General features: G+C 31.8%; 34 protein-coding genes. All 34 read right to left on the reverse strand.

Annotated features, from left to right (window positions below):
• Positions 1–84 precede the first annotated feature (84 nt).
• Positions 85–1,029 (reverse strand): N-acetylmuramoyl-L-alanine amidase, encoded by a 945-nt coding sequence (locus tag psyc5s11_RS14980; RefSeq protein ID WP_224033309.1) that lies wholly within the window; start codon positions 1,027–1,029, stop codon positions 85–87.
• 119 nt (positions 1,030–1,148) lie between these two features.
• Positions 1,149–1,682 carry a cobalt ABC transporter permease gene (locus psyc5s11_RS14985; protein WP_224033310.1) on the reverse strand — a complete coding sequence of 178 codons (534 nt, stop codon included), beginning with the start codon at positions 1,680–1,682 and terminating at the stop codon, positions 1,149–1,151.
• 18 nt (positions 1,683–1,700) lie between these two features.
• Positions 1,701–1,937 (reverse strand): hemolysin XhlA family protein, encoded by a 237-nt coding sequence (locus psyc5s11_RS14990; RefSeq protein WP_224033311.1) that lies wholly within the window; start codon positions 1,935–1,937, stop codon positions 1,701–1,703.
• A gap of 186 nt (positions 1,938–2,123) precedes the next feature.
• A complete protein-coding gene (locus psyc5s11_RS14995; RefSeq protein ID WP_375541955.1) occupies positions 2,124–2,294 on the reverse strand; it encodes a hypothetical protein in 171 nt (56 codons plus the stop codon).
• A gap of 304 nt (positions 2,295–2,598) precedes the next feature.
• Positions 2,599–3,198, reverse strand: coding sequence for a hypothetical protein (locus tag psyc5s11_RS15000; RefSeq protein ID WP_224033312.1), 600 nt, complete (start codon positions 3,196–3,198; stop codon positions 2,599–2,601).
• Positions 3,199–3,281: 83 nt separating this feature from the next.
• Positions 3,282–3,866: a hypothetical protein gene (locus tag psyc5s11_RS15005; RefSeq protein ID WP_224033313.1), complete on the reverse strand. Its 585-nt coding sequence runs from the start codon at positions 3,864–3,866 to the stop codon at positions 3,282–3,284.
• Between the two features lie 253 nt (positions 3,867–4,119).
• Entirely contained in the window at positions 4,120–5,148 is a 1,029-nt protein-coding gene (locus tag psyc5s11_RS15010) for an Ig-like domain-containing protein (protein WP_224033314.1), read from the reverse strand.
• A gap of 74 nt (positions 5,149–5,222) precedes the next feature.
• A complete protein-coding gene (locus psyc5s11_RS15015) occupies positions 5,223–6,311 on the reverse strand; it encodes an Ig-like domain-containing protein (RefSeq protein ID WP_224033315.1) in 1,089 nt (362 codons plus the stop codon).
• 198 nt (positions 6,312–6,509) lie between these two features.
• Positions 6,510–7,793 carry a hypothetical protein gene (locus tag psyc5s11_RS15020; RefSeq protein WP_224033316.1) on the reverse strand — a complete coding sequence of 428 codons (1,284 nt, stop codon included), beginning with the start codon at positions 7,791–7,793 and terminating at the stop codon, positions 6,510–6,512.
• A complete protein-coding gene (locus psyc5s11_RS15025; RefSeq protein WP_224033317.1) occupies positions 7,793–8,953 on the reverse strand; it encodes a discoidin domain-containing protein in 1,161 nt (386 codons plus the stop codon). Before psyc5s11_RS15025 ends, psyc5s11_RS15020 begins: the two co-directional genes overlap by 1 nt.
• 13 nt (positions 8,954–8,966) lie before the next feature.
• Positions 8,967–10,118: a signal peptidase II gene (locus psyc5s11_RS15030; RefSeq protein ID WP_224033318.1), complete on the reverse strand. Its 1,152-nt coding sequence runs from the start codon at positions 10,116–10,118 to the stop codon at positions 8,967–8,969.
• Between the two features lie 12 nt (positions 10,119–10,130).
• On the reverse strand, positions 10,131–11,129 hold the full coding sequence (locus psyc5s11_RS15035; RefSeq protein ID WP_224033319.1) for a hypothetical protein: 999 nt from the start codon (positions 11,127–11,129) through the stop codon (positions 10,131–10,133).
• An 11-nt stretch (positions 11,130–11,140) separates the two neighbouring features.
• Positions 11,141–11,395, reverse strand: coding sequence for a hypothetical protein (locus psyc5s11_RS15040; RefSeq protein WP_224033320.1), 255 nt, complete (start codon positions 11,393–11,395; stop codon positions 11,141–11,143).
• A 7-nt stretch (positions 11,396–11,402) separates the two neighbouring features.
• Positions 11,403–13,433: a hypothetical protein gene (locus psyc5s11_RS15045; RefSeq protein ID WP_224033321.1), complete on the reverse strand. Its 2,031-nt coding sequence runs from the start codon at positions 13,431–13,433 to the stop codon at positions 11,403–11,405.
• Positions 13,434–13,444: 11 nt separating this feature from the next.
• The gene (locus tag psyc5s11_RS15050) at positions 13,445–14,698 is read right to left on the reverse strand and encodes a hypothetical protein (RefSeq protein WP_224033322.1); all 1,254 of its coding nucleotides are present in this window, start codon (positions 14,696–14,698) and stop codon (positions 13,445–13,447) included.
• Position 14,699: 1 nt separating this feature from the next.
• Positions 14,700–15,719, reverse strand: a complete 1,020-nt coding sequence (locus psyc5s11_RS15055; RefSeq protein ID WP_224033323.1) for a hypothetical protein — start codon at positions 15,717–15,719, stop codon at positions 14,700–14,702.
• Positions 15,719–15,931, reverse strand: coding sequence for a hypothetical protein (locus psyc5s11_RS15060; RefSeq protein ID WP_224033324.1), 213 nt, complete (start codon positions 15,929–15,931; stop codon positions 15,719–15,721). Before psyc5s11_RS15060 ends, psyc5s11_RS15055 begins: the two co-directional genes overlap by 1 nt.
• Positions 15,932–15,939: 8 nt before the next feature.
• Positions 15,940–16,278, reverse strand: coding sequence for a hypothetical protein (locus tag psyc5s11_RS15065; protein WP_224033325.1), 339 nt, complete (start codon positions 16,276–16,278; stop codon positions 15,940–15,942).
• 16 nt (positions 16,279–16,294) lie between these two features.
• Complete coding sequence (locus psyc5s11_RS15070) at positions 16,295–16,657, reverse strand: hypothetical protein (RefSeq protein WP_224033326.1); 363 nt, start codon at positions 16,655–16,657, stop codon at positions 16,295–16,297.
• Positions 16,650–18,188 (reverse strand): NlpC/P60 family protein, encoded by a 1,539-nt coding sequence (locus tag psyc5s11_RS15075; protein ID WP_224033327.1) that lies wholly within the window; start codon positions 18,186–18,188, stop codon positions 16,650–16,652. Before psyc5s11_RS15075 ends, psyc5s11_RS15070 begins: the two co-directional genes overlap by 8 nt.
• Positions 18,185–18,595: a hypothetical protein gene (locus tag psyc5s11_RS15080; protein ID WP_224033328.1), complete on the reverse strand. Its 411-nt coding sequence runs from the start codon at positions 18,593–18,595 to the stop codon at positions 18,185–18,187. Before psyc5s11_RS15080 ends, psyc5s11_RS15075 begins: the two co-directional genes overlap by 4 nt.
• Positions 18,596–18,609: 14 nt before the next feature.
• Positions 18,610–20,742, reverse strand: a complete 2,133-nt coding sequence (locus tag psyc5s11_RS15085) for a phage tail tape measure protein (protein WP_224033329.1) — start codon at positions 20,740–20,742, stop codon at positions 18,610–18,612.
• A 45-nt stretch (positions 20,743–20,787) separates the two neighbouring features.
• The gene (locus psyc5s11_RS15090; protein ID WP_224033330.1) at positions 20,788–21,114 is read right to left on the reverse strand and encodes a hypothetical protein; all 327 of its coding nucleotides are present in this window, start codon (positions 21,112–21,114) and stop codon (positions 20,788–20,790) included.
• Between the two features lie 14 nt (positions 21,115–21,128).
• Positions 21,129–21,308 carry a hypothetical protein gene (locus psyc5s11_RS15095; RefSeq protein ID WP_224033331.1) on the reverse strand — a complete coding sequence of 60 codons (180 nt, stop codon included), beginning with the start codon at positions 21,306–21,308 and terminating at the stop codon, positions 21,129–21,131.
• Positions 21,280–21,729 (reverse strand): esterase, encoded by a 450-nt coding sequence (locus psyc5s11_RS15100; RefSeq protein WP_224033332.1) that lies wholly within the window; start codon positions 21,727–21,729, stop codon positions 21,280–21,282. The genes psyc5s11_RS15095 and psyc5s11_RS15100 overlap by 29 nt, the downstream gene beginning before the upstream one ends.
• Before the next feature lie 19 nt (positions 21,730–21,748).
• Positions 21,749–22,147 (reverse strand): Ig-like domain-containing protein, encoded by a 399-nt coding sequence (locus psyc5s11_RS15105; RefSeq protein ID WP_224033333.1) that lies wholly within the window; start codon positions 22,145–22,147, stop codon positions 21,749–21,751.
• A complete protein-coding gene (locus psyc5s11_RS15110; protein WP_224033334.1) occupies positions 22,101–22,637 on the reverse strand; it encodes a hypothetical protein in 537 nt (178 codons plus the stop codon). The genes psyc5s11_RS15105 and psyc5s11_RS15110 overlap by 47 nt, the downstream gene beginning before the upstream one ends.
• Before the next feature lies 1 nt (position 22,638).
• Positions 22,639–23,061: a hypothetical protein gene (locus tag psyc5s11_RS15115; RefSeq protein ID WP_224033335.1), complete on the reverse strand. Its 423-nt coding sequence runs from the start codon at positions 23,059–23,061 to the stop codon at positions 22,639–22,641.
• A 4-nt stretch (positions 23,062–23,065) separates the two neighbouring features.
• The gene (locus tag psyc5s11_RS15120; protein WP_224033336.1) at positions 23,066–23,404 is read right to left on the reverse strand and encodes a hypothetical protein; all 339 of its coding nucleotides are present in this window, start codon (positions 23,402–23,404) and stop codon (positions 23,066–23,068) included.
• Positions 23,405–23,408: 4 nt separating this feature from the next.
• On the reverse strand, positions 23,409–23,774 hold the full coding sequence (locus psyc5s11_RS15125) for a hypothetical protein (protein ID WP_224033337.1): 366 nt from the start codon (positions 23,772–23,774) through the stop codon (positions 23,409–23,411).
• Positions 23,775–24,077 carry a hypothetical protein gene (locus tag psyc5s11_RS15130; RefSeq protein WP_224033338.1) on the reverse strand — a complete coding sequence of 101 codons (303 nt, stop codon included), beginning with the start codon at positions 24,075–24,077 and terminating at the stop codon, positions 23,775–23,777.
• 2 nt (positions 24,078–24,079) lie between these two features.
• Positions 24,080–24,313, reverse strand: coding sequence for a DUF7210 family protein (locus psyc5s11_RS15135; protein WP_224033339.1), 234 nt, complete (start codon positions 24,311–24,313; stop codon positions 24,080–24,082).
• Between the two features lie 72 nt (positions 24,314–24,385).
• On the reverse strand, positions 24,386–25,444 hold the full coding sequence (locus psyc5s11_RS15140; protein ID WP_224033340.1) for a major capsid protein: 1,059 nt from the start codon (positions 25,442–25,444) through the stop codon (positions 24,386–24,388).
• A 13-nt stretch (positions 25,445–25,457) separates the two neighbouring features.
• On the reverse strand, positions 25,458–25,841 hold the full coding sequence (locus tag psyc5s11_RS15145) for a hypothetical protein (protein WP_224033341.1): 384 nt from the start codon (positions 25,839–25,841) through the stop codon (positions 25,458–25,460).

Genomic DNA, 25,841 nt, shown 5'->3' on the forward strand with positions numbered 1-25,841 from the left:
TATTCGTCAATTATGTTAAACTTTTCTTAATATATTATTACAAAAAAATAAAGGGTACAGGATTAACTCCCATACCCTTTAAATCTAACTTAATTTAGTTGCAACTCCATCACTAGCAAATCTATATCCATACATATCTATACTAGAAATCATTGCTCCTGAAGAATATAGACAATAATCTTTCCCATTATCCTTAATCCAACCAATTTGCATTTCACCATCAGTATTAAAGAAATACCAACTTCCATCAACTTTTTTCCATCCAATAGCTAATTGGCATGAAGTCTTATCTAAGTAATACCAAATATCTTTCTTATCTTTTTGAGTTGTATAATTAACCCATCCAGTATGGCAGAATCCATTATCATTAAATAAGTACCAATAACTATCAATTAATTTCCATTCCGATTTATAGTAATATTGATTTTCTGTGTCCGTGCAGTACCACCACTTGGTGCCATCTTTAGACTTATTCCATCCTAAATCAGGAGTATTGCTTATAGTTGAGCCTAATAGTCCTTCAGCTATAGCTAACGCAATTGTATCTGCATTATATACAGTTGCATCACCGCAATCAACAAACATACACTCTACAAGAATTGCTTTCATTGAAGTTCTTTTAAGAACTATTAAGTTTTCTGTTCTGACACCTCTATCTTGTATCCCTAAAGCATTTGATATACTTGATGATACTTGTGCAGCCATAGTAATAACTTCTGCTGATTGATTAGAAATACAAACCTCAGTTCCATCTCCTACCCCACCTTTCCCACTATTAAAATGGATTTCTACATACCATTCTGCGCCTATATCATTTGCTTGAGATGCTCTAGTATAGCAATCTGCACAGTTATACGAATTAGCTACATCTATTCTTAAAAGAGAAGTAGTTTTCCCTGATTGCTCCATATACTTTTGAACTAATGGGCCAACTGCTCTATTGCAATCACTTTCATCTAACTTATCAACTGCACCACAACCTGCATTACCACTTGCAGTATGACCTATTGCTATTATAAAATCTTTCATTTTTATCACTTCTTTCTTTAAAATTAAAAATGATAAAAATAAGAATGGCTATATTATTAGCTTTAATTCTTATTTTTATCACTCATTATTCCTGGTTAAATTTTTGAGAAAATATATGATTATACAGTAGCTCCTGTAGCAACATCACTTGCTGTGATATTATTTATTACTACCGGTTCTATAGCACTACTTATCTGATTTATTGTTGTTTTTAAGTTTTGATTTTCTGCTTGTAAAGTTGCATTAGTTTGTTGCAAATCTGCTAGCTGTTGAACTATTGTATCTTGTGTCAATACTGCTTTACCCTTATTAACTTCACCTGAGATAGTATCTCTTAAATCATTAATATTTTGTTGAGTTAAACCAGGTATCCGTTGTAATAATAATTGTTCAAATAATGCTTCTTTTGATTTAAATAGAGCTACTGCATTTTTAGTTATTCTCCATTTATCATCTACTATGTTCCATACTTCCAATGATTTTTTTAAATCTGATTCGTGACCACTAGCAATTATCTTCAATTCAGCTTCCTTTTTCTTTGCAGCAAATAATTCTATTGCTGGCTTTCCAACTGTTTTAATCACTACTATCAATATTGCAATAATTGCAGTATTTAATATTGGGGCAATTTGACTAATTAATAATTCTTTCATTTTTACATTCCACCTTTTTTATTTATTTAATATTCCTGTTTGAACTGCATAAAAAAAGAAGCTTATTAAAGCCCCTCCCATTGCAGTTATAAACCACTTCATCATATTTGTCAGTGATTTTAGATTTTCACATAAGTTCTTAAGTTCTGTTTTGAGCTCTCTCCCATCTTGCTCTAACTTATCAATCCTTTCACTATGATTATTAATTCTTTTTTCATGTGTTTCTAATTTATCCTTTATTAATTCTTCATTCATATTTCGCCTACCTCATTTCATTTTATAAAAATAAGCAATAAAAAAGCACCTTAATGGTGCTGATCTATTGCTTATTATTTTTGCTTTAATTCTTCGCCCTTTTTTCCATTTGTAAAAAATATGTGTGAGCCTATTTTTACAAGGCTTTACGCATAGTTACAAATATTATTGCGTACTGTTTTTACATTAATAATTGATTATTATTAACTCACCATACTTTCCTCTGCCTTTTTTATCTTTGCTGACAGAGTAATTTACTTTTCTTTCTATAATGTTAAAATCTTTATACCATTCTCTAACTTTTTCATGGTCATTAATTATTAAAAGAAATTTGCCTTTTATATTTTTGGTTCTCATCCAAAGTATGTGGTCATAATTTAAATTAGATAATTTACGAATGCCACAACTCCTTATATATCAATAGCTATGGAACCTATAAAAGATTTTCTTTTTAAGAAATACCACATACTTTGGATGAGAGTCTAAAAAGCAATACTTTTTAATAAATATTTTTTCTATACAGTGTAAATAATATAGCTACAGACATAAATAAACTTAATAAAAATAGTATTTTACTGCCAATAATTAAAAGCTAGCTAAACAATAAAAAAGCAATTCAGATCTGTTGAATTTAAATCTGAATCGCCTTTTACAAAATAAGTTAATTTTCTAAATCAAATGTAAAGTCATCTGTAAAAGTGACGAAACTTGAACCACTTAGGCCTGTACAGCTTACTACAACTTTATGCTTTCCATTATTTAATGCGCTAATTGTTGAATCATCTAAAGTTATAAATTCCATACATCTAGTATCAATATCTACATTATCATATGCAGCTTTACCAACTAAAGCAGAATCCAATGCAACTCCATCTATTGATACTCCTGTGACATTTCCATAACCACTCATCCAAGTAAGTATAGTTATTGGTAAATTACTTCTATGAACTATTTCTTCACTTTGTTTATGATCAGTACTATGTTCAATATATGAATCAATCGCAAAGGTTGCTAAATTCTTCTTTTGTTGTATTTGTGGAATTGAAATTGGAGTTGGAATGCTAGGTCTAGATGGTGTTACCATTGAACCTCTACTCAAAATCTTCTGCTGTTCCATCTGTATTGATGAACATGTCTTGGCAGCTCTAGATATCATATTAAACATTATATCAGCTGATGCTTTAGAACTAGGTGCCATAAATAGTAGTGTTCCTGCAACTAAAAAACTTGATATAATTTTTGTCATTAATTTTCTTTTCATAACGTTGTATCCTCCATTACTTTATAACTCAATATAGTTATATTATTTTTTACATTATCAGATATTTGAAATTTAATAATGAATTATGAAACAGTGACTCTAATTGAATCAGAGAGATTTTTACCATTAATAGTAGAATAAATTTGAACAGTATGTGTGCCTTTACTTAAAGTTGAAACAGCAACATAAGTGTACCATGCTGAGTTACTTGAATCAGTTGGATCTTTTTCTACTACAAAAAATGCAGGTGTACTTTCAGTAGTGTTATAAAAATCAGATTCAGTATACACTTGGCTTATATCTCTGCCATCAACTTTAACTTCATTAATTATTCCTGCACCTTTTTGATATGTCTCTATAATTAAAGGAAAGTAATCTTGAGCTATAGTACCAGCTTGATTCCTAGAATATATAGTTGAATTATTTCCATCACTATATAGCGCTACATAAAAAGGCTGAGCTGATAATGAATAAATTGTATGTGAAGACTTTGTTTTCTTTTCCAAATTTTTTTGCAAATCTTTAGCTTGTCCGTCTTTTATAGACTCAATAGCTTGATTTACTGTTTTGGTTTTCATATTGTTTGATATCTCACTAGCTTTTACTGGTAAATTAACACATAAAAGTAAAGCTAACGTTAGAGAAGCAGATATGACTTTTTTTAACATAAAGATCACCTCATCTAGATTTATTTAGTAACTATTCAGCTACTATAACTTAAATATTTACATAGTTTTCAATCTAAGTAAATAGTAATGTCTTTAAACATCTATTTTTATGCCTAAAAGGTATATTATTAATAAAATCATATCTGTTTTCCTTTTATGCCTACTAATCTGCTTTTTGCGCCTATTCTTCCTATGGTGTAGCATTAAAAGACACCTACATTTCTGCAAGTGCCTTGTATAAACTATATTAAGTTTATCTTACTTCAAACCAATCAATTTTCTCATGAATTACATAGTCTTTATAATCACCTTTAGAAAATTCATAATATGGCTTATTTGACTTAGTATTATCTCTATCTAAATACCATTGCTTAAATTTAGTAATTTCAGTACTTGATAAATTATAACTCTTTATCTGTCCATCTACTAATTCTATAAATAAATTAGCATCACCTGTTGTTGGTTCTGTTGGAGTGGCTGGATCAGTAGTTTCACTTTTAGTTACAGCAACCTCACAAGTAGCTTTTGTTTCTGAACCTATAATTTGTGCAGTTATCGTTGCTTGTCCTTCTTTTATTGCTGTTACTTTACCACTTGAATCTACTGTCGCAATTGATTCATCACTTGATATCCATGTTACTCCTACAGCAGATGGTGTTGTTGTTGCAGTTAAATTTTGTGAATCACTTACGATTAATGACAAAGATGATTTATCTAATGATATTGATTTATTAGGATCTACTAAATAACCTGTAGAATCTATATCTATTGCATCAATCTCACATTCTAATTTATCTTCAGGATTTAGAATTATAGTATGAATTCCTAAAGATAATCCTATTTTTTCATACATTATACATTGAGATGCATATTCATCTTTTGAATTTAGCATATTGTAACTATCAATTAATGTCCCATCTAGATTTATTGAAACATTTTTAGATGATTGAGGACTTATTCCACTTCTATATTTTCTTGAAATAATTCTAAATTTAGTACCGTAAAACTTTATAGTAGTTTTTGAATCAATATTTCCACCAAAGCTTCCATTTTCGTGGACTGTTTTTTGATATGCACTATCAAATGGACCTGCCTTCATTTGTGAACCATATATTATTTTACTGTCTGAATCATCGAATCTTCTCCAACCATCTTCTGCTTGAGTTAATTGTTGTCCAACTGTAGCTGCATTAGCCATAGTTCCATTTTGAATTACTCCAACACCTATAACAACTAATAACATTACAAACATTATACTAAACTTTTTAAAGTAATTTTTCATTTATCATTTCTCCCTTATTCATAAATTATGAACGCACTCAGTACTTATTTTAACTTCTTATATGAACATTCTTGTTAGTATTTTCTTATTTCATAAGATGTTATCTTATCATGTACAACATTTTCTTCCACTGAAATATTAGAATTAACTGTTTTATTAAATTCGTATGTCAGTTTATTCTCATACTCTGATTTTGTGTTATACCATGATTTAAATTTATCTATTTCTGAGATTGAAACATCAAAAATTTTTGTTTCTCCATCATTTAAATTAATTATTAATATTGCTCCTGTTTTATTGTCTGATTCAGATGGATTCGTTGGCTTAATTTCTTTAGTTATATTTATAGCACATGTAGCACTTAAGTTACTTCCATCAGTTGTAGTAGCTGTAATTGTCGCTTGCCCTTCTTTTATACCTGTAACTTTACCATTTGAATCTATTGTTACAATTGATTCATCGCTTGATTTCCATGATACTCCTACCGCTGCCGGAGTTGTTGTTGCAACTAGAGTATCTGTTTGCCCTACTTGTAAGTCATCTGTAGATTTATTTAATGAGATTGATTCATTCTGCCAATCTAATAGATATCCATTATCATTAATATCTATTGCATCTATGTCAAATTGTTTAATACCATTAGCTACTGTGGTTGTTTCTGAATCTGTAGATATCTTTACATTATGTATTTTATTTTCTAAATCCAATTTTTCAAACTCAATATTTTGAATATCTAATTTATCACCATGACAACTATATCGATATTTAATTCCATCTATTTCCATTACCACTTTGTCACTTCTAGAAGAATATCTATTTCCAGTTATTCTAAGTTTACTACCTTTAAATGCAAATTTTGCATAGACTTCTTCTCCTAAAACGCAACTATATGTACCCTTATAACAACTTATTCTTGTATTAGGGTCTCCATTACTAGTATCATAAGAATATTTTACATATGCATTTTTGTCATCATATCTTTTCCAACCTTTTTCAGGAGCTGTTAATTGATATCCAACCTTAGCACTATTTTCAATAGTATTATTTAGATTACTAGTCCCAACTACTCCATCATCTGTAGCAAAAGCACTAGTGGCACAACCTAACATTAATAATATAGACATTACAAACATTATACTAAACTTTTTAAAGTAATTTTTCATTTATCATTGCTCCCTTATATTTAACAATTTGTGAACATGTTCAATATTTATATTAATTCTTATTCCAATAAAATCCAACATAAACCGTAATACAAATTCTTTTATATATAAGAATATTAGTAAATTTTTACAGTTTAAAATATAATGTACTTTTAATTTACTATAATTAGACAATAAAAAAAGACCTCCTGAAAGTCCTCAAGTAATTTTGTATACTTTTAAATCAAAGGGATTAAGCTTATTTATTGGTATAAAGGTATCACCCCCTTTAGTCATGCTAGTAATTAGTGAACCTACATTGTCAAAGCCAAAATTATCAATATCAGATTTGTGGGGCTCAGGACCACCCTCCAGGATTAGGGGTGTAAATGCATGTATTAACTCATCATAACATTTTGGATTAATAGAATAATAATTTGAACCTTTTTTAATTAGAAATTTATCTGTTGCCAAAGTTTCAACCAATAATACTGGCCTAAACCCTGTATTAACATTTATTAATGTTGAGAGTGAACTAGTGATTGCCCCTATAGTACCAGACCCTCTTACTCCCCTACTAGTATTTGCTGAATATGTGGTACTTGACCAAGACCCCAGGTTAAACCAATTCCATGCACTATTATCCCCAGCAGTTATAGTCCCACCTAATGTTGAACCAACTATAATCTTATCCCATTCATTATCAGGATCGGTTGCAGAAATACCCCCTGTCAATAATCTTATAGTTGATTTAATACCAGAACCTAATCCCATATCAATTAAATTTTCACTACATACCCCAGCACTATTTAAAATGTCCCAACTAATACTATGCTGAATATTTCTATCTGCTATGAACTTTTTACGTCCTAGGTAATCTTTACCAACATATACCCAATAAAAAGAACCACTAGGTGTTGCTGAGCTTGCTACTGGAATTAGAGGTGCGACTGTTGTTCCTAATTCACTAAATACACCAACTTGACCACTTGTTAATGCTGTGTATCTACATAGAATACAATCTCCTATATTCTTTATATCACCAATGCTATGAACCCCATTTAGTAGGGGGTGTACTAAATCTCCAGTTGAATCTATGTCTATAGCATCAATATAAAGCCTTTGATAAGTCCCATTTGTACCTTGATCTATTCTAATTGTATGAATATTATTAGTTAAATTTAGTATTTGAAATACTAAACATTTGAATGTGGGGGCATAACTTGTTGAAAAGCTATATTGTATTCCGTCTATAGTAATTTTACAATCACTCGAATAAGAGAGTGATGATGACCCTATTATTCTTAATTTGGTTCCTTTAAATTTAAAGATAACATATGCTCCAACATTAGTACTCCCTGTTAAATGAATATTATCATTATAATAACTTCCATATGATAGACTCCATGCATTAATGGGTAAAAAACCAATTCTACTGTCTAAATCATCATACCTACTCCATCCAGTTTCAGGTGCTGGTAAAGTTTGTCCTATAGTTGCCATTAATAAATCACCTCACTTGCTATATCTGATTCCACATAATTTAATACTGGCCTAAATCCTAGTGTACTTCCTATGACTGTGCTTGTACTCAAATTTAAGTCTGGCCATGTAGAGCTAAATGCATTACCTCTATTAATTCTAGTACTATTGGCAGCAGTAGCGGTTTGTAGTCCACTATTCCATCCCCCATTTAGAGGGGTATCTTTGCACCAACTATTATTTATCTTGTAGTGCCATATATTATCATCGCCTTTGGTTACCTTACCCTTAAGATCTGAGTTTATTATATATTTATCCCATTCATTAGTTGGTGGCCATGCTCCAAGTGATTTATTTGTTAATGATGAATTACCACTTACATCTAAATAGGCGCATCCACTTGATAATGACCTGAATTTTTTATATTGGGTATCCTTCTTATACATATATAATTCATCAATCCCAACATAGCCAGCATAGCCATTTTGACTTGAAATATTTATTTTATAAATTTTATAATCCTGTATATTGGTAAACTTATAACTTCTTTTCTCGTATATGGTAGTAGACCAATTTATTTGATTAGTTTGAGTATCTAATATAACCCAGTTAGTCCCATCATTACTTCCTTCGAAAGTCCAATCTTTTGGTGCATCATTATTTTTCCTGGCTACCATTTCATAAGAATAAATACTAATAGGCATTGAAAACTCATATTGTAGCCACTGTTTACTAGATATTGTGGCAGCTGCCTTACTTATCCACCCATACTCATCTATTGAACCATTAAAGGCTAAGTAACTATCATAGTCAGAACTATATATACTACTTGCTGTTACTTTTCCTATGGGATTTGTATTACTTGTCATAACAGGTAGGGCATTTGTTTCTTTCATAGGATTTCCTTCTATATACTTAGCGGTATTCAATATACTCCAGCTTATACTAGTTTGTATTACTCTATCAGCTATTAATGTTCCTTTTGCTGTTTTAATTAGATAAAACAACCCATCTGGTGTAGCCGTTCCAGTCACTGGTATTTCATTAGCAACGCAAGTTCCTAATTCTGAAAAGTATCCGGCTGCTCCACTTGTTAATGCGGTATATCTACAAGGGATACAATCTCCTACTCCCATACTTTCTAAATTTGTTTTTATTGTTAACCCTAATGGACTTGCCATTGTATCACATCCTTTAGTAATTGATTTTTATATCTCCACCAATATATAGCTTAACCTGCATTAAACTATTGGAATCATAGATCACATCGTATTCGGTATTCTTGGCTTCTAACCATAATCCTTGGCCATCATATTGTAGTTTTAAATCATCTATTGAATTATCATCTTGTAATAAATAAGCAAACCTTATTTTACTTGTGGTTATTAATAAGTTCCAGTAATTACTGCTAATAGAATTAAAATTAGCAAGAGTCATACCATTGGCTTTTACATCATTGGGGGTAAGAGGGATATTATCCCAATAGCTGGTATTAAATGTTTTCCAAGTGATACCCCCATCCACACTACAAATTATCCTTACATTACTACCTGTGGCAGTTAAAGTAAAACCATCTATATTACTAGCATTAGATAAGTTCATGTCACCTTTAGATATTAACAATCTATCATTTGGCATTGCTTTGATATTTAATAGCTCATCAGCACCACTTGCTGACACATTTAGACTAGTTATGGATTTAAAATTACTTTTGTCTATTGGGATGCTAAAAACTTTATAAGTGTCAATATCACTTTCAGAAGTCATGGTGGAAGGAAAATCTGTTTTTAAATGTGCAGTCCCGTCAAACACAATCATATCATCGGCTATAAAATCATTGCTTTCACTATTGGTAAAAGCATTCTCTGTTTTAATTACATTTTGATCTCCTAGTTGAAATTTAAGTACATTTACCTTAGAAACTTTAAATCCTATATTACTAATAGGTATATCCACAATATAAGGAACTGATGGACTTCCTATAATACCCATCTTACTTACTTGTTTTAAACTTAAACCAGCTGCATCCCCTATGGTCTCAAAGTCTATGGTAGTAAATTTTTGAGTATCCCCTGAATACATTACCATCTGTTTGTCTTTCCTATTTATTACATCTACATCGGATAGTTCTTCAAATTTTGTAATTCTATTATTTAATATCTGTTCTAGGATTTGCTCACTTGACCAGGTTGTTTCTTCACCAGTTAAACCATCATTGATTATTTTTTGCATGTGGTTTATTATCTCATCCAGTATTTTACTACTAGACCACCCCATTCCCAAGCTAATAGAGGTATCATCAAGTAGTATATCTTTATCTAAAGTTACACTAAAAAACTCACTCATATACTTTACCTCCTATTCATTAATCATTAGTTGAAAATCTCTAACTTGAAAATTATGGTTATCTGCATTTTTTACTATTTTTATAAGTAGGGTTTTCTCTTCATTTTGTAAAATATTTAATGTTAATGTATTGGTATAAACTACACCATCTAAACTAAGCTGTATTAGATCATTTGAGTTTGTTTGAGTACCTATAACAATACCTGTATAATCTGTACTGCCAATATTCTTTATAACTATTGCTTCATTTAAATCTTGTAATAAAGAAGGGTTAATATTAGTAACCACATTTCCAAGATAAATTATTTCAAAATTGTAGGGGCTTACCACCCATATATCACCATAGCCAAGAGTTATATTATCAGTGGTATAGATTATCACATTATTGACATCTTTAAATATAAGATAACCCTCAATATTATTGTTATCCAGGTATATTTTACATTCTAGATTATTGTCAAATAATCTGATTTTTAATAACTTATCATGTGAATCATATAACTCACAAGTAGTATTTTCTGGAAAGTTTTGTAAAGTTATATATGGATTATCATAAACGTTATAGCTGTTCAATATAAAAGGACCATTATTATATTTGGCAAAACCTTGTTTTAATATATCCTCTGAAAATTCCATGCCCCCTATATTAGTATAGCTTATGCCATCATCACTTACGTAGGCTTGGATATAATTATCTTGCTTTAGTATCTTCCAATATCTCTTTTGCTCACCAAATAACTTATCTCTAATTCCAAAGGTATAATCTTTATTGCCCAAATAAATTGTTGAGTAGTCACCGGGGTTCATGGAATTAAATTTTTCTTTTTCCATCTCAATTACAAATTCATTATAAGGGAAATACCTTTCAATTTTGTTATCAGAAATTAAGCTTAGTTTACCTGTACCGGTATCCCTTGTTATATTATTAGAGCCAGCAAAATCACTAAAAGGTGAGGCCAGGAAAAAATTCTCAGCCTCTAATAAACCATTTTTAACTTTTATAAGTTTCATGTTATCAACCCCTATACTCTAGGTTGTATAGTGTAATCATATGGCACAAATTCTACTATTTGAATATTAGAACTTGCAGTACCCTGAGCTATTAAATCATGAACTTGATCTAGCGCATCTGTATAAGAGTTAGTAGAATATGAGGAGATAATATTACCAGAATCATCGGTTGACTGGCCATAGGGTAAACTAGTTAGAATATTGGTTTTTAGTATACCCCACATTTTTTGTCTTGGATTTTGAAAATCTATTACGCCTATCTTCATTTTAACTTTACCTCCTAAATATATTTTTTCTTTCAAAATTTTGGGTCTCCATTAAATAATGTCTATTGCCTTTAATCTTATCTAACTCTTGCATCAAGTCACCATTTTTTGCTATGTGGTTGAAATTTCTTTCTTCATCCATGGCCTTAACATTTGACCACAGGGGAGTTAAGTTAAAGTGATGATTTTTCATGTAAGCTATTAGATTTGTAACCAATATACCAATTGATTGTAGGCCACTAGAAGTCTTTAGGAAATATACTTTCTCAGCCTCCCATCTAATCCATCTATATGCTCTATGATAATCAGAGTTTGGGTTAGAATTATTCATAGAATACCAATCATAAATTAATTCCATTAAGAACTGAATACCTTCTTTACCTGTGCAACATAACCATCCTTGAACATTTTTATGCCATATCATGGTTATTATATTTACTAAATCCAACATTATTTCCACACTTATGGCTCTTGGTGGTATGTCATAATCTATTCCCCACTTTTGACCCCATTCAATTGGATGATGATTATATCTTAAATATTCAAAATTTGGATTTTCTAATAAATCAATCATTTCTGCATAATCTTTATTGGGTACAATCAAACTATCTTTTGGAGCAGATGGGTTTAGCCACCACCATCTATTAACCACATCAATGAAACCATAATTTGATTCCTTATATATACCCACCATGTCAAAATCATTTAGATATTGATTATATGATTTTGATAGGTTTATTAATCCTAAGTCAAGTAGACCCTTTTCCTTTTGGGTATAAATAATTCTGTCATTCATATTTTTTAAATAATGTTCTTTGCTATTAAATAAATGGAATAAAGATATCCTGCCCAGTTGTTTTTCAAAATTCTTATATAAATCAAATGATACTACTCTATCTAGATAGCTTTCTGATTTTTTCAATAGCGAAACTAAAGTCTCTTTATAAAAGTATCTATTTTTATTTTTTGATACCAAGTATGACCCCTGTTTATAAAAGTACCTCTTACTATTATCTTTAAATATAAATGATAAGTGTATTCTATCTAAGTAGTTTTTACTCTCATCCTTTGATATGTTATGTGATAGTAATTTATAAAATCCTCTCTGACTAGCATCTTTATTTATGGGGGATGGGGACATCCTATTATAATCTTTCTGACTGCTATCCTTATTTAGCTGTTTTAGTTCAATTCTATAAAGCAACTTAGTGATATCATTTAACTCTAAACTAATATTTTTTGTTTTATAATAGTATTTGGTGATTACTTCCTTAGATAACTTCTGGCCAGTACTACTTAGTTGATAACCACTATTATCATTTAATCCTATTATTATGGATTTGGGTTTATAAACATATTTGCCATTTGAAGTTTTATTCATACCCATAATTTCCATACCTTGAATAGAGTAACCTAGTTGTTTATTTATCACCCTTTTATTAATTTCTAAGGTATTATAGTTGGCAACATTAAACTCCTTGATATTTTGCATTTCTAAATTTAAATTACCTGATAAGTATACTTGTATAATATCCTCAATGGATAATTCATGGCTTTCTACTTTATAAATAATTGGATTATCTTTATTCAATTCTTTAGACATTTGAGATTCTATATTTCTTAAATCACATAGTGCTATTTCTTTTAGACTCTGCTGATTTAACTCTCTTATATTTTGCTGAGATAGATTCTTATCACTTGCCAAACATAATTCATTATAATTGAGAACTCTTAAATCCTTATTTTCCCCAATATTAATTTTTCTAATATAACTGGATACCATTTTTAATTCACATTTAATCAAGGTTGATTTTTCTTTTTCCAAGTTCTTATTTTTAGTGATTATTGCAATATTCTTGAAAAGGTTGGTTAATAATTTATTATTGTTTTTATTAATAATAGGGTCATTAGTTTTATAAAGGATTTTGTTTTCACTTTTAGTTAAACCACTCAAAGTATCATAATTGAAGGTGGCACCAGAAAGAGTATCCCCTACATATTTAAAACTACACAATGGAACTAAGTTATGCAATGGCATTTATAACACCTCTATTCTACAGTTTTATAACATCTAATGGCTATCCCATAGTTGATATTGGCACTGTTATTTAAAAAATGATATGGGGCAGTTATTTTAAACTTCTTATAGTATTCTTCATCAACTGTATCTTTCTTATAGGCTAATTTATCCATATCATATATTGAACTGGCATCCCCAGCTAGTACATTAATCATCTTACCCCTTTCCATATCTACTGGATGCACAAGGGTAATATCTGAAAATTGATGCTTCTTATGATTCCAACGACTTCCTTCTACATTGCACTTATCCATGAATGGATTAGTGGCATAAAATGCAGGATAGTGTGGTTGATATGGCATACCTATCTTGGTAGCTATCATACAAAAATCAGTTACTCCAGTTGCCGTTCTATCACCATAAGGAATTGCATAATGAGGCTGTATATCTGAGCTGGTAGTTATACCAAAATTATTCACATCATCAGTGGTAGCAGAATCCTCAACTGGTTTAAGTGCCCCTATATAAGCATAGCTTGTTAAGTAATTCTTATATGGGAATACATCGGCTGAGGGATCCCCTCTTAATACTAAATTTATGCTGTCCTTGGTCACATTGATCCAATATTGTATTGGTAAAAAATCTTTAATACCTGATTGTACTTCCCTATACCAAGCTAATCTATAATTATATTCTTGTTGTATTGCAGTAGTTATATCTAAATCAGTACTATCACTATTCAAACTTGTGGCTATTTGTAATCTTATATTATTAAGAGCATTAGTTTTACCTTTAGCACTGATATAATCATTATAGCCACCACAATTATATTTATAGGTAGCATTTTCCTCATCATATACATTGGACATCATTTCTAGTATTTGAGCATCAGTAGGGTGCATGATACCACCACTATAATTTCCTACACCATTGGTTTTTCGAGTATTAAAAGATATTACAGCTTTCTTCTCACTTGCATTTAAATCACCGTTAACTCTATCTATTTTTACATAGAATGTTTTTCCATAAGTAGTAGTAGCCTTCAAGATACATTTATCATTACTTCTTGATATATCAATAGTTGTATCTGTTTTTGTGGTTGTACTCCCATCAGAAATAAGATTAATAACTGAGCTAGTACTAGTTCCTATTAAATCAGATGTTGCTGGGTATACTAAATCCCATTTGTATATTCCTGCATTTTGTGTTATTTCGGTTACTATGTTTTTAACCAGATTCTTAACACTTGAGTTACCTTCTACATAATAAAAATTCTCTGACATATTAAATCCCTCCATTTATTGTTTTTATTTGGTTGACTAAGTTTGTTATGACCTGGGTATTTAAATCAATGGAACAAATACCATTTAAGTAACCATTATTGTCTAATTTAAAATCAATGTTTTTAAGCAGTGTAGTACCATAGGATTTTTTATTATAAATTTTTATACTTATATCTTGGGTTAGGGGTATACCATTATAGTTATTAGCATAAATGTCTAAGTGCTGACCTTTAAATCCCTTTATTGAAATAATTTCAGGGTTAGTATTATCCACATGGGATTGAAAATCAAAGTTCAGGTAAAAACCTTCCATACTATTTTTTGAGAAGTATATATGTTTATTGCCAATAAAACCATGTAGGTCTATATCGGCTAAAGAGCCTGATTCCCAATTCATTACCACAGCTATATCCCAATCATTTTTGATGTCATTTATAGTAGGAGTAATTGGGGTATCTATAATAGTAGATTCTAACCCCTCTATATACTCTAGGTCTAATATGACTTGTCTACTATTACCACTCTTATTATCTAGGTTAAAATATATGGGAATATTAGATAATACTTTATGAAATGTATTAAAGTATTTATGCTCACCCACTTCTTTAGTAGGAGCATTGGTTATTAACTTTTTTCTCATAACCTCTAAACTATAGGTATCATTTATTTTCCAACCCGTCTGATTTATGTGTAATCCTGTGATAAATACATCTTTCTCAAATTGAAAAATTTCTGTAGTTTTCATAATTAAAGGGGGCACATCTATTATTCTACCTTCTACTTTCTGTATGCCCTCAATGTTACTATAAATGAAACTATCTATATTATTTTTTAATCCCCTATAAATTTCATAAGGCAGTAGTTTTCTTATATCACCTAACAGTGATTCAAGATTATCTGTATTAAGCTGGGGGTATTCACTATTTAGCTTACTATTTATTAAATTCAATAAGTCTACTTTTAATTCATGGGCTAATTCATCAAAGTTAACTATATATTTGGGTAAACCCTCTTTTCTCATTATGAGTTCTCCAATATGTTAAAATCTACCCATAATACTTTACTAGCCCCACTATCATTATGAAATATTAAACTGATGGATTGGCCACCACTTACAGGGTAAAACACATTAAAAAATTTATGCTCTCCATATTCTTTTGTTCTTACAGTAGTAAATAGTTGAATACCTCCGGCCTTTAAATCCCAATTATCCTCATAATTCCAAGCACTCAAACTATAGGTTATGCCTGTAATTCTACCCGATGATGGCACTGAAAAAACAAAGTATGCGATCCAGTAGTAGCTGGTATTTCTAACATCTTACCATAGATTTTTTGTGTGCCACTTATACCTAAATTACCACTTAAACCATCTAGTTTTACCCCTAGTGCATTAAGGGCAGTTATCAGTGAGTTATAATCTACTCCTTGTATTTTGCCCCTAATATCAGTTAATAAGCTTTCTAATTCAGCAGTAGAAAAGGTTATAGCTCCTACATCCACATTAATACCATTTTGCAAGTAATCTTTAATTAAGTCAGAGAGCTCGTCAAAATTAACTACATAACTGGGAAGACCCATAATTTATCACCTGCCTTTAATCTATATTTATTATTTCAACCTTATTGTCAATATTCCTTGTGAGTACTATGTCAAAGGAACCATCGGGATTCTCCTGTTTTATATAATCAACTTTACCATCTGGATACCGGTGAAGGATCTGCCGCCAAATATAGCCTCTTGGATCTTCACCATATTGAATCTCTGTAACCTTACCATCTGCTCCACGAATAAGCTTACAAGGATATTCCGGTAAATCCGGATAAAACGGTAGTACTACGTCAGTACCACTTCTTGATCCATCGTTACCGTTTATAATTACCCTTTTATTCTTTTGTTGATCCAATCTATCGAATATAGTTTTAACTGGTTGCATAAAGTCTTTAAAATAATTACCCACAAGATTCCAACTCCTTCAATCTCCAACACTCCGGATTAACAACTCCAAAAGCATCATCCATTAAAATAACTTTTACAAAATATCCCTTATATTTCATGGCCGTTGGTGTCATATTACTTATGACACTACCCCACACCTCAATTATTTTATTATTTCCAATGTAAAATCCCATTTCTTTTTGATCGTTGGGCCATGTCACAATATCCCCCGCTTGCAACTGATCTTTTGTAATGGAATAACACCACTCGTTTTTAATAGTGGGTTGAGATGTGGTCAATGTTTCCGGCCCTTTTATACCAACATCAATTAACGTGTGTGTTATTAATGCCTCGTCCTTCATGCCCCATTCTCCCTCATCTGTCCTATAATACATGTCGGGGTGAAATGGAACATTTACATATTTTATGGCTTGGGCCACGATTGCATCCCTCATGCCTTTGCAATCGATCATATCGCCCAAGAACTCAACATTATGAGGATGAATACATTCCAGTGTTAACTGGTCTATAAACCCCTCATCTTCATTAAATACAGTGGTCATTCCAATTACCCTATAAACATCGGTATCATCATCTATAGTGGTTTGAATAACCTTGTCTACGTCCATATCGATATTACCGTCAGCGGCAACAATGTCTTGCGTTGTGGCACTTCGCCACATTGTACAAATTCTTTCATGGGCCATGTTTCGGGCCACATCTTTATTTATTGCTAGATCTGAATCAATAACCTCTACATCGTCCCAACTGTTCAAATAATTTAACATTTCCTTATCGGTAAAAACCCAAGATTTTTTCGCTTTTTCATCACTTTCGTTTTTAACTAAAATTGTGGGTTTTAACATCGATGTGGATATAGTTGTAGATGCTGCGGTGATATGTTCAACCTCATCATATTTAAAATCAAATCCACTTGTATACTCTAAATATACCGGTTTTACAATCATAGTTCCGTCTTTTTGGGCCATAATAACGGCATCTAAACTCTTACATAGTTCTACTATGGCATCATATATATTTTGACCATTTTCAATGGTATACTCTTTTAATAACACGGCCTTTTCAATCACTTTAGGATCTAAATTGACCGTAACCCCTACAATTCCCGCTAACATTGCAATTACTGTTGTGTTGTAAACTTCTTTGTATGTTACTTTGGGCATCGGGTGGGCATTTAATCCCCTTTTCAGTATGATTCCATTGTCATGTAAAGTTAATTCCACTTGCTGATTATCACTTGAAATTTTATAGTTAACTAACCAACCAGTGAATTGAATTTTACCATTAATTAAAATCTGCATTTTATCCATTGGATCGGTGATCACATTTCTGCTATTTGTTATAGATTTTCTAACTAGTGGAACACCATTAATATACGGTATACCATCACAAGTTAGCTTACATTCATTTATATTTGTGCCAGATCTTCGATCAACATTAATATTAAGAATATATTGTGAAATATCATTTGGTGATGATATTGTTTTATTACCATTTTTACGTTGATTTAATACTTTATAATCATTCATCATAAACCGCTTACCTCGCAATTACAAAACATGTCAACACCAATGTAATATATATCACCCTCTATGGGCATATCCAAGGACATACTTTCTTGGATTCTACCGGTATATGTATAATTCCATTCATCAATAAAGGTAAATAGATCTACTCCGGCGTGTGCTAGAAATTTTTTATAAGAATCTTTACCATGTGTGGATATATCAAAAACAACACTAAATTTTATTTTAGTGTCATTTTTACCCTTGATATTTTGAAATCTAGTATTGCCCTTTAGTGGTTTATTTTTTATAAGCTTAAAAGATGGTAATGCCGGAGTGTAATTAGTTATTACCGCCACAACCTCCGAACCATCCTCATATTTTAGAGTGAGTCCATCTAAATAATCCTCGGTAACTCCATATGCTTTTGCCATCAATTATCACTCCTTTATAATCTTAATGCATCACTCATAAACTCATCGACTATAGTATTCTTGAAAGCAGCTTTGCCCATACTCTTAACCTCGTCTGTAAGTTGTGCAGTACCTTTTTCACCAGTATCAGCAATAGATACATGCATTGTTATATTAGGTGAATAACTCATCTGCTTTGAATTGCCACCTAGTGCAGAAAGCATAGTTTTTGATCCACTACCCGCACCGGCTAGATCAGTATTATTCAACCCATCAAAGTTGGGCTCAACGTTCCCCAACCCTCGTATTTTAGTAGCTAGGTTTGCGAATCTAGAAGTAATTAATTCCTCTTTCTTATCAACACCACCAACTAACCCATCACCAATGTTCATACCATATTCATTGAAAACTCTAGATGGTGAATGAATACCTAGTCCATCACTATCATTAGTGAAAACACTTTTTATACCACGTACTATTTTTCCGCATACTTCAAATATTTTGTCCCATCCTTTTTCAAGTCCACCAACTAAGCCATCAACAATCCAACCACCAACACCTTTAAAGAAAGATATTAGATCTGTCCATATTGCTTTCCAACCCTCAATGCCATTCTTAAAAAATTCACCTATCTTGGTTATCATTGAACCAATTGTGTTTCCTATTGATTCGGCTAAATCGGCTATACCACCAAACACCCATTTGAAAAACTCCCATAATTTATTAAATAAGTTTTTACAGAAATCAAAAAAAGCTTGAAAATAAACTTTCAAACTATCCCAATTCTTTATAACTACATATACTATGGCTGCTATTAATGCTATAATCCCTATGATTATTAATACTGGCGGGTTTATTATGGCCGGTAACATTGAAAATACACTTGCTGCGGTTTTAAGACCATTGAATACGCTCATTACTGTTCGTACACTTTCGATTAACTTTGCCACTATGATTAACACCGGGCCTATTGCTGCTGCAACTAGGGCAACTTTAACAATAAACTCTTGCATTGGTTTGGGTAACGCACTAAATTTATTAACTAGATCGGCAATCCAAGTCGCACAACTTCTAATCATAGGTGCTAATACATCACCTATTTTTATAGCTGCGGTTTCAATAGATCCTTTCATTGCTTCAATAGATCCTTTTAAGTTGTCTTGCATTGTACCCGCCATTTTCTTCGATGAACCATCACAATTAGTTAATGACTTACTTAATTCATCGAATTTATCCGGCCCTTGATCTACCATGGCCAACATTCCGGACATTGCCTCTTTTCCAAATATTTGGGCAAAGGCTGCTGCCTTTTCTTGTTGTGTTAAATCTGCGGTTTTATCCCTTAAAACTGTTAAAATATCTGTCATTGGTAGCATTTTTCCGTTAGCATCAAAAAATTTCATGCCTAAATTGTCCATTAATGCTGCGGCAGTATCGGTTGGTTTTGCAAGATTAGTCAACGCACCTCTTAACACAGTTCCAGCTTGAGTTCCCTTAATTCCAGAATTAGAGAGAAGTCCAATTGATGCTGCGGTATCTTCAAAGCTAACACCCAATGCCTTAGATACAGGAGCGATGTACTTCATCGCCTCACCCGTATCCAGTATTTCGGCGTTAGTATCACCCGCAAGTTTTGCGAGTACGTCACCTATATGACCAACTTGATCGGCACTCATACCAAACCCATTTAAAGAACTTGCAGCAACATCTACGGCTTGTGCAATAGTTACGCCTCCGGCAGCTGCGGTATCCAGTATTCCAGGCATAGCTTTCATAATATCATTAACTTTAAATCCACTTGAAGCGAATAGTTCCATACCCTCAGCCGCACCGGATGCACTAAAATTTGTGTCCGCCCCTAGTTGAATTGCTTGGTCTTTAAGCTTACTCATTTCTTCACCGGTGGCACCACTAATTGCATTGACTTTTGACATTTGGGCCTCAAAATCCATTGACGCATTAGCAGCAGCAGCACCTATACCGGCTATAGGTAGTGTAACTTTTTTTGTCAACTCACTACCCACACTATTCATGGCATTTGTTACGTTTTGTAAACCGCCCTCACTTGCAAAATTCTTAAGATCTGCTCCCGCACTTGCTATAGAATTTTTAAAGCTTGACATATCCATTTCCAAGTAGGCTATAGCTGTTCCAACATTTATTGACATTTATTATCTCACCCCCTTTTTTGAGCAAAATAAAAGATCATATTTCTATGATCCATAAATTTTCTTATATTGTTTTGATAATTCCAAATTTCTTTGTTGTAATCGAGTATATTCATTTAATAATCGCACATATCGCAAATCATTAACTCTTAATTCAGATGCTTTTGATCTGATCTGCTCCATTTCATTTAAATTATTTTTAAATTCTTGATCCTGGTACATAACTATAAATTTATGTGTACACTTAGGACAACAAAAATAAGATCTTTCAACACTCTCGCCAACTATCTCAGTTTTTAATATTTTGGGTTTTAATTTAAATGAGTGGTCACATTCATCACATTTAACTACTTTGTATTTAACTGTAGCCATGTTCAATCACATCCTTATTGATTATTGTTAAATTTAAAAAAGTCGATTAGATCATCATTGTTATTTGGAACATCAACATCAAACTTAGGTTCTTTTGCATCTTCTTTACCAAGTTCATTTAATATATATGAACATGCTTCATCAAAACAAAATGCCTCATATTCATTAGTTAGATTTATTATTTGACTCGGCATCTGTTTGAAGTGTTTCGACATTGTCAGCACTGACATTATCCGTGGACTCTGTACGAAACTTCTGTACCGCCTTTAACCCCTCTTGAGTGTAATTAAATAGTGCAACTAATTGTTCATCCGTTAACTCTAAATCTACGCTTTTAAGATCCTCAATTGATGGTTCCACAAGTGCATTTTCAGCCATTACAAACATTACGTTAGTTAACTGATCAAGATCAACACCTTTACTAGCCTTTTTACCGTAGAATAGTTCTTCAGCAGCACTTAAAAGAGTATTAGGAATAACACCTTTTCTAATTAATCCAAGTAATGATGTTCTTTTAACTTTCACTACAAATGGAATATCATCTTTAAATCTTGGTAACTCAATAATATCACATTCAGCCATTATTTTTAATTGTTCTAAGTTTGTTACATTCATTTTAAAATCTTCCTCTCATTTATAAAGTTGTAAATTTAACACTTATAGCCGTTGTTGATCCACTGCCATCCAATAACAATACTGGTTCCGCTATAGCAGCATATGTTGTGTTTGTAGCTATTCCATTAGGTATAAATGTTACGATCTTTTTAGTATCATCTATAGTTAATGTACCCTCGACGGCACTCGAATCAGATACTTTAGTTACCATGAAGTTTGTATGTTCCACCTCATCTTGATTAATAGCCTTTGCAAATGTCCATTTTATATTGGTAGTAATACTAACACCTACATCTGAGTTGCTATCTGTTACAGTTCCACCAACTACTCCAGGTATCCCGCTTACACTCCCACCATCTGCCGGTGGGGTACTAGGGTGTAACGGTTCCAGGCAATGTCGTAACACTATCAATATCAACGGCCGTTTCACCTCTAAACGGGATCGATTCAGCCTCAAATTCCGGAACGATAAAGTCACCGTCTTTGATCTTGTACTTTGGTACTTTACCTTTGCAATGTTTCCAAGTAAAAACAGTATAACCGGTTGTTCTGCTATAATCTTTTTCCTCAGTATACACAGTTAAAGTAAATAGATCTTTTTCAACTACTTGTCCGGCTGGTATTGATATGTAATGAGATCCGGAGATCGTACCCCCATCAACTAGTGCAATTACATCAATGTTAAAAGTATTATCTTTTAACTTTAATTTATAACCAATCACAATATCCTCAGTTTCATTAATTCCAAGAATCTTGTTTTTAACTCTTAATATATCCCTCTTACCAGCACTTAATATCGGCTCAACGTCAATATCACTGGCTGTATCACCAATGTCAAAAACTTCTTTTGTCTTTTCATTAGTAACAAGACACTTAACTACATTAACCAATGATTTTCCTAATGCCATCTTAATTCCTCCTTAATCTTTTAAATTGTTGATAAGTTACACTTGTGGTGTATCCTTGAACCTCACTATCAATTATCGGAGGCGTTTCATTACCAGTAGGTCGCAACTCATCAATTAACTTTATTGCCTCTTTTATATTTTCCACATACGGCTCCATAGTTGAATAAGTATCCATAGGGTGATAAATTATAATGTCAAATAGTTTGTATCCGGCCACATTTCCAACCATAGCAACAACACCATTCTCTTTAATTACCACATAACTTTTTTGGCATTTATCTCGCTTTTGACCTGGCGAATATACTTCATAACCAAGCTTTGTAAAATTCAAATAGATCTTTTGCCATAAGGTTTCCGGTACAGTATCATTGATCAATGATGTTTCCAATGTATCACCTGGCGCAACATAACTAAAAGCACCCATCTAATTACCTCCCCAATAGATTATTCATTCCTCTTAAGATCTCCGGAGAAAGTGCATCGATCGCCGGTTGCAATGTCGCATATCTTTTATCATGACATAATTCCAAGAACGGCATTTGTTGGGTATTCCCCGCAACATATACTACACACTTATTACCTTCCATTTGGCTGCCGCCTTGAATTGTTTTTCTACTCAATCCAGTTCGATCCGTCCATGGAGCATTATTTTTTGCATGAGTTTCAATTTTTTTTCCGGCGGCATCTCCATATAGTTTCATTGCCACCGTGGATCTTGTGCCTAGCTCTGCCAATCCAGTTAATACACCTTCAATATCTAGTCTCATTCGATCACACCCGTTCCAAAGACATGTCAAAAGTTATATCTTCAACATTCCCTAAATCTATTATTTTGTACTTAACATTACTCAAAGTGAAATAATCATCTTGCTTGATCTTCTTGCTTTCATCACCAAAGGTAACTAATAATTTATCTTCATTACCTCGATTAACTGTGGCAGCATCACCATTTTCTAATGTTAACTTAAAATCATTTTTATGATAATAAGCATTTATTGTACAAACATATAGATCGCTATATTTTTCTTTAAAGGCGCTTTTTCCATCCCTTAAGACGGTTATACTTTTTAATAACCCCTTTTTTTCAAGCTGATTATATATTGTTAAGCTTATTTTAGATCTATTAATTCCACCCATTTAGCATCCATCAACTCTCTTTCGACTTGTCACATAACCAGTGTTCACCGTTGTAACGATTGGAGTTATCTCAGTTTTAAAAGTTTCAGAAAGTGTTAACCAATATTCTCTATTTGATTTAAGCTTTATTCCGGATACTTCCATGGCATCGTCTGCTGATGCTTTTAATAAGCAACCTTTATAACTAGCTTTAGCAACATCATTATTGTTGGTTTCCATCAATAATTGCAATTCAGAATCTAAGAAATATGGGTATTCTCTTTCCTGAAGATTAAATTTTAATATTTCTAAAGGTTCATACATGACTATTCACCCCCATTCCCTCCTTGTTGGCCACCTTCTCCATCAGGATTTTGATTTTCCTTTTCTTCCAAAATTTCTATTTCAGCATATTGATTTAATTCTTTTACATCTGATTCTTTAACTTGAAATTTATCTCCAGCTTTTAAATGTTCTCCACCATATTTTATAAACTGTTTTGCTGTTGCTTTGAAAGTTTTTTCTTCTGTTGATGCTTTATCTAAATTTTTTGTTGCCATAATTTACATCATCCTCTCTTTATCTTATATATAATTATAGAGTAGCTACAATTAAGGCTACTCTAGATTAACTTAACCAACTGTCGCAAAAAATACTTCGTCTGCTTTATCAAAACTTACAATAGGCATTACTGATACTTTAGTGTTTGTTGTACAAGGGTCAAATATTTCCTCTGTGCTAATTGCAATTCTATTATCATAAATGACTGTAGGATATTTGTTGTTTCTAGTTGAAAGATCATATTCTTCTGGTGTTACACCATACAAAGTATCTCCTAAGTTAGTAGAATTAATAAATGTAACTTTATAATCATCATAATATGGAACTTCTGATGCACCCTTATATGGGCAATATGTTACAGTTTCTTCAAATACAACTGACATTTTTAATCTTTCTTTTAAGAAAGTTAAATAATCAGATTCAGCTAAAATTCTTGTAGTATTTAAATTACTGTTCTTAATATCATTAGTAATAGTAGTATTTTTCATAATAGTATTCATGAATGTCACTTCTGTCATTAGCATTGTATTTGGTGCTGCATAATGTTCATCAGTTAATATTTTTTTATAAGCTACGATATCATCATAAATATCAGCTGAAGGATCTGTCCATTTATCAGTGCCTGTTAATGTAATTTTATGATTGCTTGGTACTCCATAATCAACAATGACGTTTCCGTCTGCTGGATTACTTGAATATACAATAGTACCATTTTGGATAACTTGCGCTCTCATTCCTTTTGCTACTATTTCTGCTGCTTCAACCAATTCTGCATGACCTTTATATATTTCATTTAATACAAAATTTGCTCTATCGTCTGAACCTGCTGCTTTTAAATCCATTAATTTTCTTTTATCTTTTTCATTTACTGTAATACCTTCTTTAAAGAATGGAATTTCTTTAGTATTAGTATCTACTTTAGCATTTAAACTTCTTAACTTAGCTCTAGTATCAAAAGCAGATTGTCTTAATGCTATGGCTTTCTTCTTAGCACCTTTTGCCATTTCAAATTCTGTGCCATCAACCTTTTTGTTAGGAAATAGTGTTTTATCAAGTGTGTCTTCAACAGGTAATTGTTTTACATACATTGCGATTTTAACTGGATTTACATAGTCTTTTAAATCTATCATATTGTTTTCCTCCTTATTCTCCAAAATAAATATGCTTTAATGCAACTTTTTCTATTTCTTTATTTGTGACATTAAGTTTAATTGCAGACTCAATAACATTTCCTCTTATTAATACTGAACCTACTTCACATGCATTATCTGGATTGCTGTCTGGTGACATAGATCCTTTAAAATCTAGATCATTCTTTAAAATACAATGTGCATCTGTTGTAGTGGATGTTGTTGTAACTTTTTTGCCATCTTTAGTAAGTAATATTCCTGCCTTTAATACCTCATTGACATCTAGTAAGTCTTTTACGTCTAGTTTTTTAATTTTCAATGGCAATGTGTCATACTCACTTGTGTCAAGCATTATGTTACTTTGTTCACCATAAATAGTTTTTGAAGTTTGTTTCAT

The organism is Clostridium gelidum, assembly GCF_019977655.1.
Classification (GTDB): domain Bacteria; phylum Bacillota; class Clostridia; order Clostridiales; family Clostridiaceae; genus Clostridium; species Clostridium gelidum.